The sequence below is a fragment of the Candidatus Poribacteria bacterium genome, assembly GCA_028820845.1.
Taxonomy (GTDB): Bacteria; Poribacteria; WGA-4E; order WGA-4E; family WGA-3G; genus WGA-3G.
In genome coordinates this window covers 42368-65918 of the sequence record JAPPII010000115.1, presented here as the reverse complement: position 1 = coordinate 65918, position 23551 = coordinate 42368, and the positions used below count along the sequence as shown (strand labels likewise).

Below are 23551 nucleotides of genomic sequence, written 5' to 3'. Positions count from 1 at the left end.
TACGACAAAGGAAGAAAAATGGCTGGATATTCTAAAATCTATTGTGTTGGTGGTGAAGGAGGTTTCCTTGGTGCCGATGGTATAAACCCAATTGATTTTCAAATTCTGGTTGGCGATGCAGATCGGCAGTGGTTAGAGGTGCATTATTTTAATAGGGACATTAAACCCATTGGAAGAGCTAGGGTGATTATCCCGGCAGGCCCAGATCATCCAGATTCCCTCATTGATGCCTGTTTGGTATTCTTTCCAGAGTATTTTGAGTCATGTCCATCATTAGCGAAAGTCGTTAAAACACTTGGTAATGTATCAAGAATTGATTTTCATTTAGGTGGTGAACCCTCTGGTTGGGCACAACTTCGAGAAGAAGCGAGACCTTTGTTTAAATACCTTGTGATTTACAAAGCATATCTGCAGAAAGTAAATGGACTGCAACACACAATGTCAGGATCGTATTTCTTTGGAGAAGATGAAAACGCTGTTGATAACTATGAAGAACGTAAAAACCCTTATGATCAATGGCAAGAAAAACAAGCACAGCGAAGAAGAACGCGACGGACGAACCATCAGAGAACCGCTAAAAAAGTCTAATTTTTGAAGTGCTGTGAGAGTCTAAGCGTATTCACCCGTTGTTAAGAACTCTGACGACTTTTTTCTATGTCCTTATACATTGATGTTTCCAGATGAAATTCGTCAGAGTTCTCGCATTAGGAATGCCCGATTACTTAGCCGTTGGTTTGAGTGGTTACACGGAGGTAAACACGTTGTGGTTGTTGTGGTCAGTAATTCTATTCCATCGGAACGTCATTGGATTGTCACTGCTTATATGACTAATAGGCTTGCAAGAGGAGGAAACATTGAATGGAAAAGAATTTGACTTTTCAATACGATAGAGATGCAGATATTTTGTACGTAAACACATGTCCCCCATATTCAGAGCAAGAGAGCAAAGAACTTGATGATGAAATCATCGCGCGCTTTAATCCTGACACGGAGGATATCGAAAATCTTGAAGTTCTATTTTTTTCCACACGGTTGTTACGGGAAGAACTATTTCATTTACCGATTTCTGCCCATTTGCAGTTAAACAGAGAGTTATGAAAATACTCGGCATTGATACCTCATGTGATGAAACCGCCGCTGCAGTTGTTGCTGGTGGCAAGGAAGTCCTTTCTAACGTCGTTGCCTCACAAGTTGAGGCACACCAAGAATACGGCGGCATTGTCCCGGAACTCGCATCGCGTAAGCACATTGAAGCCATTAACTACATTGTCCATCGGTCGTTAGCGGAGGCGGATGTCACATTTAAAGATTTGGAAGCGATCGCAGTAACGAACCGTCCAGGCTTAATTGGAGCATTGTTGGTCGGTGTCGCAGCTGCAAAGAGTCTCGCCTATTGCCACAATCTACCCCTGATCGGTATTAATCATATTGAGGGACATATCTACGCGAACTTCATGGTACATGATGATCTGACGTTTCCACATATCTGCCTCACGGTTTCTGGAGGGCATACCTTACTCGTGGAAGTTCACGAAGGCTGGCAATACAAGGTATTGGGAAGCACACAGGACGATGCTGCCGGTGAAGTCTATGATAAGGTTGCAAAGTATCTCGGACTCGGCTTTCCGGGGGGTAAGGTCATTGATGACCTTGCGCAAAAGGGGAACCCAACGGCGATAAAATTCCCCAGACCCTTGCGAAGTAGTGGAGACTACCAATTTAGTTTTAGTGGGATCAAAACCTCAGTGCGTTATTTTGTGGAGAAGGCACGACGTGCTGGTGTGCTTATCGAAGATGGACAAGAGGATGCTAAGGATATAAGTCCTGATAGGGTGACCATTGAGGACATCGCTGCCAGTTTTCAGGCTGCTGTTGTTGATGTGCTTGTTTACAAGTCAGTCCGTGCGGCGAAATCCACAGGTGCGAGAGCAATAACGTTAACCGGTGGCGTTGCCGCAAACAGTCAGCTTCGCATTTCACTGAAGACAGCTGCCGCGGAGATTGGTGCCGAAGTCTATTACCCGCCAATGCGCCTATGTACGGATAACGGTGCGATGATTGCGGGAATCGCTTATCAGAAATATCAGCAAGGACAGCGGGACGGACCTTCTCTGAATGCTACTCCGAACGGATCCCTTGTCTGATCTGCTACAAGGCGTGAGCCCGTAATGTAATGGAGGGCGGTTCTACATGAGAAAACGTCAATCTACAAATTACCTGACCGAGCCGCAAGGAAAAATTAAAAGATCTGATGTGTGTTTTGAAGCTGTCCAGTGCCTGAAATCAGGAGGGATTATCGCCATTCCAACCGATACGGTCTACGGCTTGGCAGCGGATCCGTTTAATCCCGATGCTGTGCAAAGACTCTACACTGTGAAGGGACGCCCCGATGGGAAACCAATCCCGCTTGTTCTCAGTTCGGTTGCCGATGTTCACCGTGTTTCCCAAAATTTACCCGAATTCTGCTTTCATCTTACAGATCGCTTTTGGCCCGGTGGTTTGACTATCGTCATTGAGGCAAAGGATCTGCTTCCGGTGTTGACAGCGGGTGGTAACACTGTTGGGGTACGTATCCCTGACAATCCGCTGCTTCTACAAATCCTCCGCACGTTTGGCGGTCCCGCGGCGATAACAAGCGCGAACCTCTCCGGTGAACCACCAGCCACCTCCCCTGAAGAAATCGGTGAAGAACTCGCATCACGAATTGATATGATAGTTGATGGCGGCAAGACCCCAGGACCTATTCCATCTACAGTCTACGATATTTCTGTCTCACCACCGGTCATCCGAAGACACGGCGTGATCTCGGAAGAAACACTCACTCAGGAGTTCGCGTGCTACAACAAGCCTTAAAACAGCTCCTTCAATTCTTAGCCACTCCAACGGGACAGTGGGTACTCCTCGGCTTAATTAGTTTTGTAGTATTGGCGATCCTTTATAATAAGAAAAAACAAATTCCGGGTTTGACGGTAGAGGTTATCCCTGAAGATACATGGTTTATCAACCGGGACGACAACCATCGTCTTGCCATCATTGTGTCTTTACATCTGACGAACAAATCGAGCGCGCCCATTCGGATTCGGAGGTGTAAGCTGAGCGGTTATTCACCCAAACCCCCGCCTGAAAAATTGCTTTTGCAGGGACACGATACAACTGTTGAACTTACGTATCCGACGCACGATCTTTTTGTTGACGTAGGTGGACATCCTGCTGAACACACTTCGGAGTATGTCCTTAACCCTTACACTGAACAGCGCATGTGGGTCTTCTATCGCTCTGGCATTGTGACAATGACAAATATGCTCCGCGCACCGATTGTCCTCAGAGATATAAACGGGAAACGGAAGTCTATCCAAATTGCAGTGCCTCGCAATATGGACCAGATTCAACTCTATCGCGAGGCAGCAATGCGTTGGTAATTTAAGCAAGTTCGCTCAGCTTGACGGATCTGCCCCCCGCTTCTGCGGACATATCTGCAGCGAAAACAACCCGATGTGACTCAAATGCCGTGTCGAAATCAGTCAACGGCATCGGTTCGTTTTTCCCGATGCTATCTACAAATGCTTGGAATTGTGGTTCGTATGGATGGTCGCTGACATCTCCTGAGTCGATGAGTGACGTTTCAAGTGTACTCCACTTACTCTTATCCATCCCTTTGAGTTTTGCTGAGTAGATGCGGTTATCAAGCAAACTTCCTTCACTGCCGACGAGGTGGATGTGGAAGTAGTAGGGTTGTAAGCAATCGACACAGGAGGTGACTTTTCCAATCTTTCCGTCCCCTTCAAACTTGAGAAGACTGACGCTTGTTGTCTTATATTCGTAGGGTTGGAAAGCTGCACCAGTAGATTGTGTATGATAACTGGTTACCTCTTCCACTGTTCCATCCATAAAGAAGAGAAGCGCGTCAAGAGCATGACATCCGGCTGTCAGTAAAGTGCTGCCCCCAAAATCTTTTTTGATGTTCCATTCGTATTGCCCGTACCAAGGTCCAATGCCGTGGTAATAATCGACTTCTGCGTAGTGAAGATCACCGAGTAGACCGTTATCGATAACAGAACGGATCATTGTGAAATGCGCGCTATATCGGCACTCAAAACAGACACAAACGTTGACGCCTGCACTTTTGACGGCATCACGGATGGCTTTCGCATCTGCGTATGTAAGGCAAATCGGCTTTTCTATGATAAGATGTTTTCCCGCCTGCGCAGCAGCGATAGCTTGTTCGGCATGAAATGGATGTGGTGTGCAAATATCAATAATATGTACGTCCGGATCTGCGAGCATTTTATCAAAATCCGTATAGGCTTTCAGCGGGGTCCCGTATGTTTCTGCTAATACAGATTCGTCATGTTCCCGGCGTGAACAGATAGCTGTAACATCTGCCCCTGTGACGTTTTTGAAAGTCTCGATGTGGGCACCGGCTACCCAACCGAGTCCGACGATTCCAACATTTAAATTACCCATTTCTAGCTCCTTTGAATCCGATAGATACTGCTGGGACGTGGCTTAGCAAGCCTATATTGAAGAGTCCAAGCGGTTACAAGTAAGTGAATATATTATATCACAGGTGCGGATTTTTAGGGAAAAAATGATTGATATAATTTTCGTTTTCGTGTATAATTAAACATAGGAAAATGGTTTCTCTGTTTTACAAAATCGGTTATGGAAGACCTATGTCTCATTTAAGAGTTTAAATCTAAAAGTAACCCTAAACCCTCTTCCTATTAGATCCAACAAATTTCTTGACGTGAAAAGCAAAAAGTGCTATAATATACGAGAAGTGTAAGGCAACGCTTTTTTTCGCGTAAATGGACAACGTAAAAGCCTCTCAACGCTGCTCTTAGGTGCCGTTTCTGAGACTATCTTATCCGTTCTGCTCGCAATGAAGGAGACAATTCCGATGGAGACCAAAATCTCCGATGTCTTCCCCCAAAAGTTTACAAAAGAAGGGCTAACTTTTGACGATGTTTTACTGATTCCATCTGAATCGGATGTGTTGCCGGATCAAGTGGATACGAGTACGCAATTAACGCAAAATCTTCGGTTAAACATTCCTATCTGTAGTGCACCTATGGATACTGTCACTGAATCTGCCCTTGCTATTGCGATTGCACGCGAGGGAGGCATCGGGATAATTCATTATAACTGCACTATTGATGAACAGGTGTCTGAAGTTGATCGGGTAAAACGTTCGGAAAGTGGAATGATTACCGCACCAATTACGCTAACACAGGATAAGACGATTCGTGATGCCCTTGAAGTAACGGCGCGTTATCGTATTGGCGGAGTCCCTATTGTTACTGAAGATGGGTGCCTCGTTGGACTCATTACCAATCGTGATCTGAAGTATGAAGATAATCTTTCGCTACCAGTAACTGCTCGGATGACTCCCGGCGATAAATTGATTACCGCAGCACCCGGTATTACGCTTGATAAAGCGAAGGAGATACTTCACAGATCTCGAAAGGAAAAACTACCCATTGTAGATGAGGATCTTAAACTCTGTGGTTTGATTACTATCAAGGATATTGATAAGATCCAGATGTTTCCACAAGCCTGTAAAGACGATGCGGGCCGGTTACGGGTCGGTGCTGCTGTTGTACCGACAACGCCTCTGGAAGATATTGATCGGTTAGTCGAGACTGGTGTAGATGTGCTCGTGTTGGATACGGCACACGGGCATTCCAAAAATGTAATCCGTTCGACAGAATACATTAAGTCGCATTTCCCGAGTGTCGAACTTGTTTCTGGGAATGTTGTGACACCTGAAGGCACACGAAGTCTCATCGATGCTGGTGCAGATGCAGTCAAGGTAGGTGTTGGTCCTGGCTCTATTTGTACAACCCGTGTAGTTGCAGGAGTGAGTATCCCCCAAATTACGGCAATTTACGACTGTGCGCAGGAAGCTGATAAAGCAGGGGTGCCGATTATTGCCGATGGGGGGATTCGTTACTCTGGAGACATCGCGAAAGCTATTGGAGCAGGCGCAAGTTCCGTTATGATTGGCAGTTTACTCGCCGGAACGGATGAGAGCCCGGGCGATACAGTTATCTATCAGGGTAGAACCTATAAGATGCATCGCGGAATGGGGTCATTAGGAGCGCTGCGGAAACGGATGACCCGTGCCCCAGAAGAAAGTTCGGAGGACATTTCTAAACTTGTACCTCGTGGGATTGAAGGGCGTGTTCCGCACAAAGGAAAACTGAGTAATTTCGTCTATCAATTGGTCGGTGGTATTCGTTCCGCTATGGGGTATTGTGGAACCCCAGATATTGAAGCGTTGCGTAGCGATAGCCAATTTGTCCGGATGTCAAGCAGTGGATACCGCGAAAGCCATCCGCACGATATTGATATCACTGAAGAAGCACCGAATTACACAGTAGCGGGTCTTACCACATAACTGTTTTTTAGATATGCTTTTCACGGTGCCTTTTGTGATAGCATATATCTATATAATAGGATACGCACAACTCATAATTCCTTAAAATACGGAAAGGAAGCTGAAGATTTATGAAAGTTAGCGAAGAGATGTCTTTTTGGGATAGACTCTATATCCCAGCGTTGATTAAGGGGATGTTTACGACGTTAAAACATATCCCTAAGAAGAAATTAACCTACCAATATCCTGAAGATCCGAGGAGTGTGGATGAACGCAATGAACGCTATCGCGGCATTCACAAACTAACGACGACCGAGAAGGATGAAATTAAGTGTGTCGCCTGTTTTTTGTGCGCGACCGCTTGCCCTGCCGACTGTATTACTATCCAAGCAGCACCCGCCCCCGAAGGTTGGACGACCAAGGAAGGTTATCAGCGCGAGAAGTATCCCGATGTCTTTGAAATCAATATGCTCCGTTGCATCTTTTGTGGATATTGTGTTGAGGCTTGCCCTGAGGACGCGATTCGGATGACAGGCTTAACGCTTCCGCAGTACTTCCGTGAACGTCAAAAAGAGGGTGAAAGTCTTGGAAGTTCCCGCAGTGATTTCATTTTTGATCGCGATATGCTTGTTGCAAACAACGACATTCCGCAAGAAGGGCTGAGTGTTGAAGCACGATAAGGTATCGTTTGAGACAATTGATGGCACCAGTGTACACTCCCTTTCCGAATAAAAAGTATAGCATTATCTATGCAGATCCGCCGTGGGACTACAAGGGACAACTGCAACATACAGGGAGTGGTGGGAAGGATAGTGGGGGCGCAATTCGACATTATCCGACGCTGCCAGTGTCAGAAATGGAGGCGTGGGATATCGCAGCAATCAGTGAAGAGAATTGTCTGCTTTTTATGTGGAGTTCATCCCCGCATCTGGATCAGGCGATTCGGCTCGGTAAGGCATGGGGCTTCCGATGGGCAACTGTTGCTTTTGTGTGGGATAAGGAGCGTGTGAATCCGGGTTTCTATACGATGAGCCAGTGTGAATTATGCCTCGTTTTCAAACGCGGGAATATTCCGCAACCTCGAGGTGCCAGAAACATCAGGCAACTTGTTAAGGCAAAACGGACGCGCCATTCTGAAAAACCTGATGTCGTGCGTCAAGGGATTGAGGAAATGTTTCCCTGTCAGTGTAAGATCGAATTGTTTGCACGAAGACGGTACGAAGGCTGGGACGCTTGGGGACTTGAGATACCATTAACTCATAACTAACAACTGATAACTTTTTTATTGCCTAAGTTTATTTGAAAGGCAGATGATTGAATCGACCCAATGCAAGGATTATCGCTTAATTTTCGTTCAAACGCGCTTTTTGCGTTAACTGATAAAATCAAATCCAGTATTGAGGGACGGATGAGTTGGGGAGACACCTTCGGTTTGGGACTTGGTGTGAAAGCAGATAAACATCTAATTGTTTGGACACCGAAGGAGACTTCAGAAGGGGACATTCTGCCCGGTTTTGACTCAGAAGATGGTGAGCTGACAGTGAAAATGCGACCGCGTCCGGGAGCATGGGTCTCTTGGATTGACGAGGCGAAGGTTTCTGCTGATGCTCGCGACGATTATGATCGGGTCCACAGAAGTATACAGGAACTTGAACGCAACGCACGCCAAATCACAGATTTTGCCGATGGTGTTGTTACTGACATCACGATTCAAAACTTGGGAAAATCTCTTACCCTCTCTGAATTGACCCAAGAAGTTTTGAAGGCGCGCTTGGCAGTACCCAGTACCGTCAAGACAGGTGGTTATGTGCTGGCGCGGGTTGATGAACCCGATACTGCAGAGGTTCCCGCGGCTACTGTTATCATTCCAGAGCAGACCCATATTCATCGCGTACACCTCAATGAAGATGCTCTTTTTGACCAACTGTTGAATAATGACTACAATCGACTTCTTGTTGTCATTAGGACTCATATTAGACAGTACCCTGATTTGACTGATTTGGGGCACAGTTTGGCGCTTCATACGCGCCTCTTTGAAACCTTTAGTGATGAAGGTGAAAAAGCAACGGATCCAACGACGGAACTCGGTCCCATTCAGGTACTCGCCACAGCAGCGGTTTACAATCCGCTCGAACCAGAAACACTTCAGTTAGTTCCTATTGCTTTTGATGCGTCTGCAGATGAAATTGAAGCAGCTATCACTGAGGGTGCCAAGAAAATTGAAGCGTATACGGTGAAAGCTAACCAGCACGCGTATCAGTTAATGGCGCAATTTCAGCAAGGGGTGGAAACCCGTTTGAGAGCACTTGTTCTCGGACCCGGACAGCGTGTCCACAATAAGGTTTGGGACGATTTGGTGATTCGAGAACTACGGAATACTATACTCGATTTTGTCGAATTTTATGAAACTTGTCTAACTGAATATTTTGGGGAGGACATCGCAGCAGCGAAAAAAGAGGTACTTACCCAGAATATTGATCCAATGATAGAATTTTGGCAGTTACAGGATAACCCGCAGCTAACGCTGAATCATCTCATCCAATCCTGTTACAAACTTGCGAATCAAGTACTGGATCGCGCTACCGGACTATTTCATGACTTGGTGTTTGAGCAAGATTTTATTGAAACCGGACTTGTCAAGCAGGTGGAACTCCTAATTTTTGAGAATAACGAACTTTTAGACGAGATTTATCTTCCGAAATGGACGCGCGGGACAGTACGTGAGAAAATTGCTGGCGTTGCGCTACGGTCAACTTTACATGCATCCCAAATTGAACGTCTTGGGACTATCTGGTTGGAATTGCTTGGACTCGCGAATTTTGTGAGTCAGCGCGAACAAGATTTTGAAGTCGTTATTCAACCGTTGGTCGATCTCTTATTGGCGACAAAAATGGTAGGGCAAACACAGCGCCGAAGTCAGCAGGCACAGCAACGCCGCAGTCCTGCCAATTTTGCCGGTTTTGAAATTCCAGATGATGATTTTGAGCAGCTCCTCAATCATGTGAAGCTGCATTTGCCAACGATAAAGCAGTGGTTGGAGCATCTGCCACCAAAAGTAGACCAGCAACAGCATTACGCGACCTTATGGACGTTACTGCTTGATGGTAAACTGCGTGAACGACTCCTCGCTGATATCCAACCCACTTGTGATATTAACCTCAGTGTACCAGACCAGACAAAGCGGCTCATCAATCTCATGTTGGGAAGTACGCTGATTATCCAAGCCGAAAAAGACCGAAAGTCGATAGAACGCAGTCTGAATCGGGCAATTATCTCGAAAACTGGGCACGAATTGACGAATGTCACCACACCCGCGATGCTCGCTATACATGGGGATGCGCTCCTTGCAATTCTCTATGAGGAATTATTGGGTTACCACGACACTTTGGCGAAGCGGGTGAACCGACTCTCCAATGCACCTCAAAAACGGAGAAAGCGGCGGCATCAGCAGTCAGGGAACGGTAACCCCGCGGATATTGAAGCAGTTGAAGCGGAACAGGAAAAAGTCAAGGAACTCATGATCTACCTGAGACCTTATCGGCAGGAGGAGGTTATCGGGACTTTAGCGATGGCTGGACTTGATCCGATCGCATCCAATCTTGAGGAGATTCGGAGACAACAGGTGCTCAGTTTTGATGTCAGTGATTTGCCTGCTATCGGTGAAACATGGCTTAGCGAAAGCAAGGGCATTGAGGATTATCCGAATCTGCGGATGTTCCTCCTACAGAACCAACTCCCTATATCTACGACTGGTAGGTTACTCATGGGATTGCGACAGCAGTTTCCCGATGAACTCTTCAACCATGTGATAGGACTTATTCAAGAGGTGAAAGTACTTCAAAGCGGGGACTATAAAGGCGAATCTCTCAATCAGTTTGTCTCTTATATCTCTGAAAAAGTGTGGCGATGGGAATTGACGCAGATTACAGAGGCTGAACTCCCACTTTTGCTCAAGGAGAAAGTCCTTGCATCAGCAATCTGCTATGAGAAAGAGGTCGAAACCTTGATGGAATATGTTGAGCGTTATGATGAACTTATATCCACTAAACTCGCTGCGGATTCGGAACTTGATGGCCATCGTCAATATCTTGAAGAACAGTTTCAAGCGATTGTTGAAACACTTTTGGTATAAAGGTGATAGATGAAAATAGTTTTGTTAGGCAACAATCAGTTTGCCGTCTCGGTTACTTGGGGCTTATGCCAATTAGAGGCGGTGCGTGAAGTTGCCTTTGTGTCAGCTGCGGCATCGAGCAAAAATAGATTTGTTCATTCAAAAGAAGCCGCACCGGCGAGTCTCCGAGATCTCGTGGAGGCAAATGCATTAAGCGCAAGTGGTACCGCAATTTCCGTTTACAACTCGTTAGAAGGGTTGTCCGGGGCAGATGTCATTGTTTTGCTACCACCGATGGGACAATCGGGTTTCCGGTCGCCTCAAGCGTCTAAAACAACAAGCATCGCATTCGCACGCGGTTTTGTTTCCGGAATCCAGCAATATGCTTCGGATGCCAAAATCTTGGTGGCGACATCTCCAGCGAATTACGTTGCTGCGTGGATATATCAAGCCCTCGGTACTGGACAGGTTATCGGTCTTGGAAACGGTGCTGCTACTGCGCACCTGACTGCTGAAATTGCGAATCGTGTCAAGGTTTCAGTGCAAGATGTGATGGCTCTGACTATCGGAAGTGATCAGGAGACATACCCACTTCCACAATACTGCCGTGTCAACGGTATTCCGATCGCACAACTAATGCCTGACACTGACATCGAACGTCTCCGTGAAGCAGTCGTGCAGCGTTGTCCATACACAACAGATGCGGGGTATACGTTAATCAGCCACATTTTGCAGGTGGTTTCAGCCATTGCACTTGATAGAAATCGGGTGATGAGTATTGGGACCCGTGTCTCAGCCGGATCAACATCGGTTTATTTGAACGTTCCAGCGAAAGTTGGATGTAATGGTGTTACCGACATCGTTCCGCTCGCATTGACGGAAGAACAACGCCAGCAGTTTAAAAAATTAGTCGCCGAGAGTGCTACAGACCAAGCGTCATAAAATTTCGGTTTCCGAATCAAAGAAATACAAGATGAGAGAAATATACCAGAAAATCCCAGAATTGATTGAGACTTCTCAGGTCGGTGCCTATTGTACCGTTGTGGAGACGAAGGGTTCAACACCACAAAAGCCTGGCTCAAAACTGCTAATTCTGCCCGATTTGCGAAATGTGGGCACCCTCGGCGGTGGATGTGTTGAAGCGGAAGCACGCCGACAAGCGATTGGGTTGATGCAAGGCGGAATGCCGCGACTCCTTGAGTTTCAATTGGATAGTGATTACGGTTGGGACGATGGACTCATCTGCGGCGGGAACATGAAAATCTTCATCGATCTGCCGAAAACGTCCGCCGAAGCCGAGATGTTTGAACGTCTTCAAGCACTCAATGAAGAAAAAATCCCGCTCGTCTGTGCGACTGTTGTAACCAGTGAAAAACAGGGCGTGGAAGTTGGGATGAAAATGATCTTTGCCAACACGGGTGAGCGCATCGGGACATTGGGCGATTCGGCTTTGGAGACTGCGATTGAAGAGAAAACTGAGGGGGTTCTTAAGGACAATCGCGCAGTCCTATTTCGAGAAAGCGGGACGGCTGGAGTTTTCTTAGAACCGTTGCAGCCGCGACCCACGCTGCTTATTGCGGGCGCAGGGCATGTCGGTCAGGCACTCTGTCATCTTGCCAATTGGTTAGACTTTGATGTCGTTATTGTTGATGATCGCGCCGACTTCGCTTCCGCTGAGCGGTTGCCGGAGGCAGACAACATTATTGTCGGTGATATTGAAACGGAACTCCGAAATTATCCAATCACCCCACTCACCTATGTCGTGATTGTCACCCGTGGACATCAACACGATGAGTCGGCACTCCATGCTGTTGTTGAATCGGATGCCCGCTATATCGGTTTGATAGGGAGCCGCCGGAAAATTAAACTCATATTCGACGATTTACTGGATCTTGGGATTCCCACGGAAAGACTTCAACGGGTTTACGCGCCTGTTGGTCTAAATATTAACTCGAAAACCGTGCCGGAAATTGCTGTGAGTATTGCATCGCAGCTCATCCAGATCCGTAACGCCGCTGAAAATGTTCAGACCTTCGATGCACAACCTGAGAGAATGCCTACGGTTAAAGTCGCAGGAGCATAGATATGAATGATGTTCATGTAAAAGAGGACAAATTTTATAATCTCTCCGAAGTCGTTGATGCTGTGAAAAAGACACTTGATCTTGTGAGTGAGAAGTCTAATAGACACAATGAACTTCGTTATTCATCCACGGATGTTTATTGGCTTTTGTATGATATGCTCCAGTATATCAACAGAAATGTTCCCGGTGAATTTTCCTTGCTTCAGATCCAAAAAGGAGTTTACCGAGTAAGATATACGGCTGAAGATATGGCAAAACAGAAGTCGAGTCGAAAACTCAAAGCAGAGGTAAACCGAACGGCACGTTATCTCGAAGAATTAACGGGTAGACGACCTCCGTGGGGCGAAAAAGAGTAAGTGTCTCTAAGGAGAAATCTATGGCAGTCATAGATTGGCTAAATGCAAATGACGGGTCTATAATAGGGATTGTCACTGTTGTACTTGTCGGTATCACAGGCTATTATGCCTATTTAACGCGTCGATTACTAAAAGCCTCTGACACACCTGAAATTGCGATCTCCGTCCGTCCGCATGAGGCACACGTTAATGCGGTTATGTTATGCATAGAGAATATAGGAACGGGAGCAGCTCGTAGTCTACAGTTCGCTACAAACCCTTCTTCTGTGTCTGCTCTAGATATACCGCTTGAGAAGATTGGTGTCCTTAGGAATGGAATCGCCTACTTTGAACCAGGACGGAAAATTGAGCAGCTTCTAGTGATTGTATTGGGGAAAGGGAAATTGAATGAATTAAGAAAAGCAGCACTTGAAATCACAGTTATGTATAAAGATTCAGCAAACCATGAACATAAACGTGCTTTTCGTCTTGATTTTGGCGAATTTGAAGGCTTTTCACAGTTTGGCACACCACCACTTTATGAGATGGCAAAAAATATTAAAAAGATACAAGAAGACTTACATCGTATTGTTACTGGCTCGCGAAAACCAATAATTCTCACGGAACCACTATCTGAACATCGCCGACAGGAGTTTACTAACTCGTTGGAAAATCGAATAAAACATTTGCCAAAAGAAACTCAAGAAAAAACTTTGCGGGAGGTCGATGTTGTCGTCAGCAAGCGAGAGCAGGAAGTATACGAAAAGGAGCAAAATGAGAAAACAGCAACAGACACAAATTCATGATGAAGAGGAAGTGAAACCGATGACAGTTACAGTTCATATCTGCCCAGGTGAACGTTTGTTTTTTGAAGTCCCTGATGATATAGACGATATAGTGGATATATCAATGAATGACAATCCACAATTACCCTATGAGGAATTTAAAGCAGCATTAGAAGAATGGGATGCCTTAGTGAGGAAATTTGCCAAGCCTGATGCCAAGCCATTATCCGACTATGCTGTGAGCCGTGAAGGTATATACGAAGACCATTTATAGACATGATTTATCTGATAGATACCAATATTTTGTTGCGGTTTGTGGATCCTACTGACGCAAGTTATCTAAGGATTCAAGCATCCATTGATAAATTACGGGCAAATGGTCATCAACTGCGGGCGACATCACAAAATTTCGCGGAATTTTGGAACGCTTCAACTCGACCCACTGATCGAAACGGTTTTGGACACACAGCGTTTGAAACAGGTCAGATATTGCAGCGTCTTGAACGACTTTTCCCGTTGTTGCCGGATTCGTCTGCTACATATCCCGAATGGAAAAGGCTCGTCGTGAATTATAGCGTTTTAGGTGTTCAGGTCCACGATGCGCGATTGGTTGCCGAAATGCTTATCCATGACGTAACACACATCCTAACTTTCAACACACAAGACTTTACCCGCTACGCCCCAGAAGGAATTGTGGCTGTTGATCCAGCGGCAGTTTAGTAAAACATAAATTTAAGGAGAGTATTTCGTGAATCAGGAATCAAAAGTAACGGTTGAAGATATTGAGATGTCCATAGAGGCGTTGGATGCCCAAAAAGCCGCCGACATCTTTGAGGAACACGGATGCCTTGTCGTCCGCGGGTTAATGAAACCCTATATTAAAGCAATTCATCAAGATATCGAGGCTGCTGCTGCGGAATCCATATCCTTACTTGACCAAGCAGAACAGATTGTTGAAGGGTGGCGTACACCGAATGGCACGCTATTCCTACCAGCACCAGAAGGCTATGAACGCGACAAACAGATTATGGTGTTGGCGGTGAACTATCAGACGAGCGCAGCGTTCTTCCAATCCTCTTTCGATGAAACCACAGCCAATATCGTTGAGGCAATCTTGGGACCGAATGTAGAAATATTTGGTAACGGACAATGTCTCTATAAGGAACCGGTTGGCGGACACCCGAAGCATCTACATCAGGATTCTGCCTACTTTGAACATCGCTATCAAGGTCCCGTCGGCATTCTGAACTATGTTGTAGATACGGATTTGGTAAATGGTGCGTTACACGTCGTGCCGGGTTCGCATCAACTCGGGCAGCTCAAACATATTGATACGTTCTCGCACCTCGGTCTGGAGGAAGATGAGTGGCCCTGGGAAAGCGCGCTCCCTATTTCTGGTAAAGCCGGTGATTCTATCTTCTTTAACGTTAAGACTATACACGGCTCCAAACAAAATATGTCCGACAAACCGCGTCCGGTTTTCATTAACCGTTACCGTCGAACAGACGACTTTGTAGTCATCGGTGGGACAACGACAACAAACCGGGCAGAAGCCGAGAAGCGTGCCGATGCAGCTGAGGAAGCGAAGAAATCTAATAGTGATCGAGGCTTGATGTTGCGCGGATTCCGTCCCTTTGGTTAATAAAAAATGAAATGGGCAGATGTCCTCTGCCTTACAATTGATACAACATCAGATAGATAAGCACGCCTGTTATCGAGACATACAACCAGATCGGAAAGGTAATCTTCGCGATACGACGGTGTGCATCAAACCGTTCACGCCACGCCAAATAGAGCGTCCGTAACGCCAACGGCACTATCACAAACGCCAAGATAATATGAGAAATCAGGATGGTAAAGTAGACGGGACGGATCCATCCCTGTTTTGTAAACGGCTTCGATCCTGCGTGATAGTGATAAATGACATAGCATATCAAGAAAAGTACAGATACGCCAAAAGCTGCCAGCATGCAATTTTTATGTGCTGTAATCTTCCGTTGGCGGATTTGCACATACCCTATTGTCAGCAGGAGGCCGCTGATTGTGTTTAGCGTCGCATTGATCGTCGGCAGGTCTGAAATCTCAAGCAATCTTTTCTCCTTCCGCTATCGGGGCCACCGATACGCTTGTGCACCTTTTGAATTCTCTAACGCAAATTCCCACCGTTCACACCACGTCTTATATTCTGTGTTACCCGCTTCGGGACGCAAACGACTCCGCATAAGAAATGCAGGGTAGAAAGGTCTTCCTGTCGGTTGATAGACATCGTGATAACGGAGGTCGAAACTCCATCGGATGCTGTCTGACTCGTTCGGTTTCGCACTATGAAGCGTGTAGTTGTGGAATAAGATAACACCGCCTGCGCGGATTGGTAGCGGCTTGGGCGTAAGGTCAGCAGGTTGATTTTCCGGTAGAACCGCCAATCCACCTGATGTCCAATCGTGCTTGAAAAGCCCCATCTTATGACTCCCCGGCAGCACTTGCAGACACCCGTTTTCCAACGTCGCGTCCACAATCGGAATCCAAACCGTTAGCATAAAGTACGGGTCCGTATCGGGCCAGCATACACCTGCGTCCTGATGCCAAGGTGTGGGTCCCCGCTGTGAGCTCTTTATTGGCAAAACAGCACGGATATGTTGGATCGGATTGCAGATAACCTCGGAACCGACAAAGGATTCTGCGATGTCAAGGATTTTCGGGTTCTTCAGAAAGTTAAAGGTCGCCTCACCACGCGCTTGCATAATATCAAGGCTTGCCGTTACTTCTTGTGCCTCATTCGCAAGATGAAGCAGCCGTTCCGTAAACGGTTTATCAGTGTGTGTATCGCTAACCTTTCCGTCTGTATGCAATTTCTCGGCGCGTTCTGCGATGATTCGGCTGTATTCGCCAATAACGGGACCCAGATCGGTTTCATCAAGCGCATCTTCAAGCAGTAGGTATCCGTTGTCGTGAAAGAACGAAACTTGAGATTCGGTTAAACGCATGATTGCGTCCTCCTTGCGTTGTGCCTATCCCCACCGTTGTTCTGGCGGATCAAAGACAAACCCGTGGAAAAACTTCCGCTGTTCGGGTGAAAGTTGCTCGTTATAGAAATGTTTAGAATAGCCCCAATGTTCTTGCGAAGCGATCATCCACGGATGCTCGTAGGCATAATAGAGCATTTCCCGGCATCCGTCTGATTTGGTAAAGATACCCGCAGAATGCCAGACGGCATTATGGAATAGAATAGCACTCCCCGGTGGCGCACACACCTCCAGTGCACCCGGATACTCATACGGATACCTGAGGTCTTCATGGCTCGGATCGTACATCGCTGTGTGGCTCCCCGGTATAAGCCACAAATTCCCTTGTCCACCTTCTGTCATGTCGGTCAGATAATAGCCGATTTTGAGCTGCAGAAACGGAATTGGACGTAGGTTTCGATAGCCTTCGTCGTGTCCGTCGATGTGCCATCCCATCGGACGTTCCTTTAAATCCGAAGCGTGTTCAACGATGGCATCCGAAGCGTGGTGGTGGGGCATCTTATTGAGCAAACCCGTAACATAAGGCAGAATAGGCTCCCAATCAAGAAGTTCCAAGAACGCCGGATGATCGCCGAGGATATAGAAAATACGGGTGCTTCTTTCACCGTGGATGTGGGTCATACCGGTTTCGGTTACCCCTTTCTCCTCACATTCCCGCCGTTTTTCAATCACCTCAGCAAGGGCACTCCTGAGTATGGAGACGTGTGAAGGGGTAAAAAAATCTTCCAAGACGAGATAGCCATTATTTTCAAAGAAAAACTTTTCGGCATCAGTCAATTCGTGAGACATACAGTAAACCCTCTTTTTTTTATCGTAAAACTCACAATTTATGTATACACCTACGGCTTAAAAAGGGACGCGTTTGTAGTAGGGCAATTCTGCGGCGTACTCGCCCCGGTTCATGCCATTAAGGCATGAATACCGTTGATTCATGCGAAGGGCATTATTGCCCGTCGTGTCAAAGGGTGCCTGGACTATAAATCGAACAACTTTATGGCGTTTTCACTAAAAATTCGTGCTTTATCTGCTTCAGGGATGGGCATCGCCTCAATCAAACCGACAAATCGTGGCATATCTACCCACGGATGGTCTGTTCCAAATAGCAGCCGCTCTGCCCCCGAATACTGATAAGCGTACTGTAATGATTCTACCGATGGCGACACGGTATCCAAATAGATACGTCGCAGATACGCACTCGGTGGTTGTGTTATATTTTCTCTGGCTCTGCCGAGTACCTCTGTCTGATGATCAATCCTGCCGCTCATATAGGGTAGAACACCGCCAACATGCGGCATCACGATTTGCAAATCCGGGTGACGTTCGAGAATCCCACTCAGAATTAGTCGTAACAGGGCAAAGCTGTTATCCACCTGTAACCCCATCATACCAATCATCCAGTGGTCTTTGATCGCCTCACCCCACGTCGGAACGGTCGGATGCATCACAATCGGCATCCGTAGTGTTTCAGCGTGTGCATAGACGGGTTCAAATTCTGGTGCGTCAACCGGTTTCCCACCGATATGGGAATAGAGCATTATCCCGCGGAATCCGAGTTGTTTGACGCGATCCATTTCTGTTATGGCTTCATCTGGATTTTGCCACGGAAGGCATGCCAATCCTACGAACCGCTGTGGATATGCCTCCACGAGTTCGACGATGGCATTGTTAATTGCTTGCGCGCCTTTGCTTCCTAATTCAGGCGCGAGCATGCACGGTGGGGGGATATTGGTGCTGAGGAGTGCCATATCGACTTCTGCTGCGTCCATATCCTTGAGTTTACGTTTCGGATCGTAGGCTTCGTCTTGTAAGCGAAAGGTCTGGACATCGCCGTACGTAACAACAGCCTCACTGCCGCGGCGGATGACTTGCGGAGGGTGCGGGTTCTGCCCCAGGATTTCGATATAGGCGTTTGGAAATATGTGGCTCTGACAGTCAATTCGCATTTTTTCGGTCATCAATATCGTTTAAGGCGCGGGTGCTTACTCTTTGAATTCTGCGATGACTTTGCGTATACCTGACAATGCATTTTCTGCAGCAGTTACCCGAGATTCAAGCTTTGCAATCCACGCTGCTTTTTCAGCAGAGAGTGTGTTCTGTTGCTGTTCTGGCGCAGGGGCGTTCACGGGGGACTTTTTGGTGTCGTCGGGTTGCTGGTTAGTTCCGAGCATTGCTAACGCTGCTTGTAGTTTCCGCCACGGCTTCTGAAAACTGAAATCCTCTGTGAGTTTATCGATGCGGACGATAGTGAAGACGCGCGTTGTCTTGAAGTCAGGATGATAGTCAACCATCAGGACACTGATGCCGGGTCCGATCTTCTCTTTGTAGCGCGGGTGCATCTGAAGCAGTTTCATGACCATCTTATGCTCTGTGCCCTGTAGGGGTTCTTTCAGGGGCGCGGTATCCCGAATCAACTCGAAGCGTTTTTGAATGTCTTCAACGCTCTCAAAAGTTTCTCCTACGAATTCAATCACTGTTTCATTCTCCTTTAACGAAAGAAATTTCGATAGATTTTGTGCCTTTTAGTATGCCACGTCTAACCGTTTTTTTCAAGGAATCTTTTTAGCCAAAGATTGTTGCGCTTCACTCCATCTTATGCTATCATCTAATACATAAAAAACCAACCGCTAATTGATCCTCTCACTTAACAGGAGCGTTTATGAAAGACCGGAAACATTTTATTCTCATCGGTTATCTGCTGATATTCAGCGTAAGTATTTATCAAAACGTTAACGCCCAAGAAAATCTCGCCCAAGAGGCGTATGCGATTTTTGAACAAAACTGCCTGAACTGCCACGGGGAACACGGCGCATTTACTGAGGAAATCATCATTGAGCACACGGTGCTCCTCGAAACTGGAGCTGTCATTCCAGGGCAACCGATTGACTCTACACTCTATACACGGCTCCTCGAAAAAGACCCTATCAGACGCATGCCCCTCGGACAACCTCCACTCCCACCCGCGGCGATCCACACCATCCGAAACTGGATTCAAGCTGGTGCCCCGAGTTGGGAACACACAACGGAGATCGCCGGCACTTTCATCACACCTGCGGAGATGCTGACACACATCGAAAACCACGTCAACACACTGGCACCGTTTGATCGCACCTTTGCACGCTATTTTACCTTCACACATCTGTATAACGCCGATGAGAGTGCTGAATCCCTTCACGCCTATCAACGCGCCCTTTCCAAACTCGTGAATAGCCTATCGTGGGGACGTGAAGTGATCCGACCGCAACCCATTGACGGAGAAGAAACGATCTTCTATATCGATCTCCGCGACTACGAATGGGAGATTGGCCCCAACCGCTGGACGCTGATTGAAGTGGAATATCCGTATAGCATTGCGTTCGACGCACCCACAGAGACAACACTGCGTGAAAAGTTAACGACGCTCCGTCAAGAAATGAACTGCGAAGTGCCGTTCGTGCATGTGGACTGGTTTCTCGCAACGGCTTCCCTACCGCCGTTGTATCACGATATTCTTGGACTACCTGAGACAGTCGGGGAACTGGAAGCAGACCTGGATGTGAATGTGGTTGAGAATATCCGTAACGCTGCGGGAAGGCGCGTCTGGCGTGCGGGTTTCAATAATTCGGGTGTATCGAACCACAACCGCGTTGTGGAACGCCACATCTCTCGGTATGGTGCGTATTGGAAGAGTTACGACTTTGCGGGAAGTGTGGGTTCACAGAACATCTTCACGCATCCGTTGTCTTTTACACACGATGGTGGCGAGATTATCTTCAACTTGCCGAACGGTTTACAGGCGTATTATCTCACAGATGCCGGGGGTAGACGTTTGGACGCGGCACCGATAAGCATTGTCTCGAATCCTGCGGCGAGTGATCCGACGGTTCGGAACGGTCTGTCGTGTATCGGGTGTCATACGGAGGGAATGAAAGCCTTTGAAGATCAGGTGCGTGTTGTTGTTCAGCAGAACCCCAACCCACCCTATAACAAAGCACAAGCGTTGCGGTTGTATACTGAAAAAGTCGTCATGGACCCACTCGTATCTGAGGATACGCAGCGGTATCGTCAAGCACTTGAGGCAGCAGGCGATATATTTGGGGGTATTGAACCGGTTCAACGGTTTCATGAGGCGTATCGGTCGCCACTTGATGCATCATACGCTGCGGCAGCAGTCGGTTTAGAGACAGAAACATTTCTTGCGGAGATTCGTGAGAATGTAGGTTTACAGAGTTTAGGGTTGCTGGTGTTAGAAAATGGGACGATAAAACGGGATACGTGGACAGAGAACTTTAGTGAAGTCGTTTTTGCATTGGATTTCCCATCGCGAAGTGCAGGCATCAATGTTGATCCACAAACAGAGATTATCCCTGGAGCGTCTGTACACATTCCTGACCCGAACCTCCGTGCCGCAATAGCAGACACCCTCGACAAAGCACCGGGAGACCCGATTACCACAGAAGAAATGGCTACTTTGCAGAAACTGTACACTGGTTACTATAACATTAGCGATTTAACAGGACTTGAATTCGCAAAGAATTTAATAGATTTAACTCTCCAGGACAATCCTTTATCAGACATTTCGCCGCTTGCTTCGCTGACAAAATTACGTCACCTAAGCATTCGAGACACTGAAGTCTTCGACCTTTCGCCGCTATCGAGATTGTATGAACTTGAAGTCATAGACGCCACATCACTTCGTATATCAAGTCTCGCTCCCTTGGCAGGGCTCAAAAACCTGAAAAAGTTAGACACCGCACACACTGATATTACTGACCTGTCACCTTTGGCAGGATTGACAAACCTAACAAGGCTCCGCTTATATGACTGCAAAGCAACCGACCTGTCCCCCTTGAAAGGCTTAACAAAACTGAGATGGTTCGGTTTGCCGCAGAACGATAATGTCCAGGACTTCTCACCCTTGTCAGGATTAACAGAGTTGAGACATCTTGACCTATTCGATACTGGTATTTCGGATCTTTCCCCGCTATCAGGCTTGGTTAATTTGGAAACGTTGATACTAAACAGCAACAACATTGTAGATGTCTCACCACTTACATCTCTGCGTAACTTAAAAAGGTTAGAACTTCACGAGAATAACATATCTGACTTCTCACCCTTGGATCCCATACGCGAGACGATAGAAGTCTTCATTTGGGACAGCAACCCTGGGTTTCCACAAGGTGGTCCAAAAATTGCGGGGCCTTGGCTATGGCTAACCTTGCCAGCAAACTGGGGTGAGGATTTCCTTCTGACGGATTACTTCGCAAAAGTATCCAACAATAAAGTTACAGAAGAACAGATCGCTACCCACGGGGTCTCGGAGGGAGCTTCTATAGGAGAAAGTGTGTGGTCGGTTGGAACACTTGAGCCTTATAACGCGGATCGCAAATATAAGAATGCGACGAACCTTACAAGACTATTCGACGCTCAAGGTGCTATTGAAGTTGGTGACGGCGCGGATCATGTTGTCGTCTATGGTTCTATCCCTGTGTTCTCTCCGAGAACACAGCAGACGAAAATATTCATAGGTACCAGTCATCCTCGGAAAGTCTATCTTAATGGCAAGTTAGTTCATGATCAAGCCTTCGGTCTCGGGGATCATGATTACAAAACATTTTTTCCAATCACACTACAACCCGGGAAAAATGTGTTTTTGATAAAACTTGGTGCTAAGTGGGAGACTCATCTATATTCTTTCTTGTTCGGATTTGAACCTGGCACGGAATATGAGGTATACAATCCGCGTGTTGGATATACTTTCTCTGAGCCTAAAGTCCATGTGGGTGATACCTTCACCCTCGATCTCAGCACAGAGGATGTCTACGATTTAGCAGGCTGGCAATTTGATATTGCATTTGATCCAACAATCCTTGAAGCCGTTGAAGTGAATGAAGGCGATTTTCTCAAGGAAGGCGGCGGAACGACCTTCTTCCAAAAAGAAACAATTGATAACGCGACAGGCAAGATTACAAAACTCAGCTCGGCACGACTCAGCGAAGACGGGGTCACCGGCACAGGAACACTCCTGTCAGTAACCTTCACCGCGAAAACACCCGGACAGACGCAGCTCACACTCGAAAACTTCCAACTCGCTGCGATTACGGGAGAACCTATTCCCGTAGGTCTGCCGGAGATACTTATCACGATAGAAGTACAACTCACGACTGGAGATGTCAACCGAGATGGACAGGTCAGCATTCTGGACATGGTGCTGGTGGCACGTCAGTTTGGGAACACTGTTCCTTCGGACTCGGCAGTTGACATAAACGGCGATGGCGTTATCAACGTTTTAGATCTGATTCTTGTCTCTCAGCACATGGGTGAATCCAGCGACGCAGCTGCCCCGTCTCTTGTTGGAATAAACGAGAGTGAATTGGATCCGGCGACAGTCAGGGCATGGATCGCACACGCAGAACTTGAAGACGATGGCTCTATTGCCTTCCAACAAGGGATAGCGAAACTTCGGGAACTCCTATCATCGCTGCTGCCGAAAGAGACAGCACTGCTCCCGAACTATCCGAATCCGTTCAACCCAGAGACGTGGATACCGTATCAACTCTCCGAACCTGCGGAGGTAACGTTGCGTATCTATGCTGTGAATGGTGAATTGGTTCGGACGTTGGCATTGGGACATATCCCTGCAGGTATCTATCAGAGTCGAAGCCGTGCGGCGTATTGGGATGGAAAAAATGAGGTAGGTGAGTCTGTCGCGAGCGGTGTCTATTTCTATACATTGTCCACGGAGTCCACACGCGACTCCGTTACCGCAGGCAACTTTACGGCTACGCGGAAAATGCTGATACGGAAGTAGGACGAAATTAACCAAATGTATAGCACGTCCCTTGAAAACTTTTGCTTT

At 47.0% G+C, this 23551-nt stretch carries 23 protein-coding genes; 17 read left to right on the top strand and 6 right to left on the bottom strand.

The genetic code is table 11. From position 1 onward, the window contains the following. The first annotated feature begins 18 nt into the window (after positions 1-18). From OXN25_21880 to OXN25_21860, 5 genes are all read left to right on the top strand, one after another. Positions 19-588 (top strand): hypothetical protein, encoded by a 570-nt coding sequence (locus OXN25_21880; GenBank protein ID MDE0427514.1) that lies wholly within the window; start codon positions 19-21, stop codon positions 586-588. Positions 589-858: 270 nt separating this feature from the next. Next, positions 859-1098 (top strand): DUF2283 domain-containing protein, encoded by a 240-nt coding sequence (locus OXN25_21875; protein ID MDE0427513.1) that lies wholly within the window; start codon positions 859-861, stop codon positions 1096-1098. Then, entirely contained in the window at positions 1095-2144 is a 1050-nt protein-coding gene (tsaD, locus tag OXN25_21870; protein ID MDE0427512.1) for a tRNA (adenosine(37)-N6)-threonylcarbamoyltransferase complex transferase subunit TsaD, read from the top strand. The genes OXN25_21875 and tsaD overlap by 4 nt, the downstream gene beginning before the upstream one ends. A 46-nt stretch (positions 2145-2190) precedes the next feature. Further along, positions 2191-2853 (top strand): L-threonylcarbamoyladenylate synthase, encoded by a 663-nt coding sequence (locus OXN25_21865; GenBank protein ID MDE0427511.1) that lies wholly within the window; start codon positions 2191-2193, stop codon positions 2851-2853. Continuing rightward, a complete protein-coding gene (locus OXN25_21860; protein ID MDE0427510.1) occupies positions 2835-3419 on the top strand; it encodes a hypothetical protein in 585 nt (194 codons plus the stop codon). Before OXN25_21865 ends, OXN25_21860 begins: the two co-directional genes overlap by 19 nt. Before the next feature lies 1 nt (position 3420). Here the strand turns inward: OXN25_21860 and OXN25_21855 are convergent, their stop codons facing one another. Beyond that, on the bottom strand, positions 3421-4464 hold the full coding sequence (locus OXN25_21855; protein MDE0427509.1) for a Gfo/Idh/MocA family oxidoreductase: 1044 nt from the start codon (positions 4462-4464) through the stop codon (positions 3421-3423). 436 nt (positions 4465-4900) lie between these two features. Between OXN25_21855 and guaB the strand changes: the two genes are divergently transcribed. The 11 genes from guaB (at position 4901) to OXN25_21800 (ending at position 15335) form a co-directional block, all read left to right on the top strand. Beyond that, positions 4901-6400, top strand: coding sequence for an IMP dehydrogenase (guaB, locus tag OXN25_21850; protein ID MDE0427508.1), 1500 nt, complete (start codon positions 4901-4903; stop codon positions 6398-6400). Between the two features lie 110 nt (positions 6401-6510). Beyond that, a complete protein-coding gene (locus OXN25_21845) occupies positions 6511-7059 on the top strand; it encodes an NADH-quinone oxidoreductase subunit I (protein ID MDE0427507.1) in 549 nt (182 codons plus the stop codon). A gap of 20 nt (positions 7060-7079) precedes the next feature. Next, a complete protein-coding gene (locus OXN25_21840) occupies positions 7080-7646 on the top strand; it encodes an MT-A70 family methyltransferase (protein ID MDE0427506.1) in 567 nt (188 codons plus the stop codon). A gap of 60 nt (positions 7647-7706) precedes the next feature. Continuing rightward, positions 7707-10511, top strand: coding sequence for a hypothetical protein (locus OXN25_21835; GenBank protein ID MDE0427505.1), 2805 nt, complete (start codon positions 7707-7709; stop codon positions 10509-10511). Positions 10512-10520: 9 nt separating this feature from the next. Further along, complete coding sequence (locus OXN25_21830) at positions 10521-11432, top strand: hypothetical protein (GenBank protein ID MDE0427504.1); 912 nt, start codon at positions 10521-10523, stop codon at positions 11430-11432. Positions 11433-11463: 31 nt separating this feature from the next. Further along, entirely contained in the window at positions 11464-12573 is a 1110-nt protein-coding gene (locus OXN25_21825) for an XdhC family protein (GenBank protein ID MDE0427503.1), read from the top strand. Between the two features lie 2 nt (positions 12574-12575). After that, positions 12576-12929: a hypothetical protein gene (locus OXN25_21820; GenBank protein MDE0427502.1), complete on the top strand. Its 354-nt coding sequence runs from the start codon at positions 12576-12578 to the stop codon at positions 12927-12929. 20 nt (positions 12930-12949) lie between these two features. Then, positions 12950-13714: a hypothetical protein gene (locus tag OXN25_21815; GenBank protein ID MDE0427501.1), complete on the top strand. Its 765-nt coding sequence runs from the start codon at positions 12950-12952 to the stop codon at positions 13712-13714. Then, positions 13683-13967 (top strand): hypothetical protein, encoded by a 285-nt coding sequence (locus tag OXN25_21810; GenBank protein MDE0427500.1) that lies wholly within the window; start codon positions 13683-13685, stop codon positions 13965-13967. Before OXN25_21815 ends, OXN25_21810 begins: the two co-directional genes overlap by 32 nt. A gap of 2 nt (positions 13968-13969) precedes the next feature. Next, positions 13970-14413, top strand: coding sequence for a type II toxin-antitoxin system VapC family toxin (locus tag OXN25_21805; GenBank protein MDE0427499.1), 444 nt, complete (start codon positions 13970-13972; stop codon positions 14411-14413). Positions 14414-14441: 28 nt separating this feature from the next. Next, positions 14442-15335 carry a phytanoyl-CoA dioxygenase family protein gene (locus tag OXN25_21800; GenBank protein ID MDE0427498.1) on the top strand — a complete coding sequence of 298 codons (894 nt, stop codon included), beginning with the start codon at positions 14442-14444 and terminating at the stop codon, positions 15333-15335. A 31-nt stretch (positions 15336-15366) separates the two neighbouring features. Here OXN25_21800 and OXN25_21795 read toward each other — a convergent pair whose 3' ends face one another. The 5 genes from OXN25_21795 to OXN25_21775 form a co-directional block, all read right to left on the bottom strand. Next, complete coding sequence (locus OXN25_21795) at positions 15367-15783, bottom strand: DUF420 domain-containing protein (GenBank protein ID MDE0427497.1); 417 nt, start codon at positions 15781-15783, stop codon at positions 15367-15369. A 15-nt stretch (positions 15784-15798) separates the two neighbouring features. Continuing rightward, complete coding sequence (locus OXN25_21790) at positions 15799-16677, bottom strand: phytanoyl-CoA dioxygenase family protein (GenBank protein ID MDE0427496.1); 879 nt, start codon at positions 16675-16677, stop codon at positions 15799-15801. A gap of 24 nt (positions 16678-16701) precedes the next feature. Then, positions 16702-17505, bottom strand: coding sequence for a phytanoyl-CoA dioxygenase family protein (locus OXN25_21785; GenBank protein ID MDE0427495.1), 804 nt, complete (start codon positions 17503-17505; stop codon positions 16702-16704). 185 nt (positions 17506-17690) lie between these two features. Continuing rightward, complete coding sequence (locus OXN25_21780) at positions 17691-18659, bottom strand: amidohydrolase family protein (protein ID MDE0427494.1); 969 nt, start codon at positions 18657-18659, stop codon at positions 17691-17693. Positions 18660-18695: 36 nt separating this feature from the next. Continuing rightward, entirely contained in the window at positions 18696-19187 is a 492-nt protein-coding gene (locus OXN25_21775) for a DCL family protein (protein ID MDE0427493.1), read from the bottom strand. A 185-nt stretch (positions 19188-19372) separates the two neighbouring features. Between OXN25_21775 and OXN25_21770 the strand changes: the two genes are divergently transcribed. Next, positions 19373-23503, top strand: a complete 4131-nt coding sequence (locus OXN25_21770; GenBank protein MDE0427492.1) for a cohesin domain-containing protein — start codon at positions 19373-19375, stop codon at positions 23501-23503. The last annotated feature ends 48 nt before the right edge of the window (positions 23504-23551 follow it).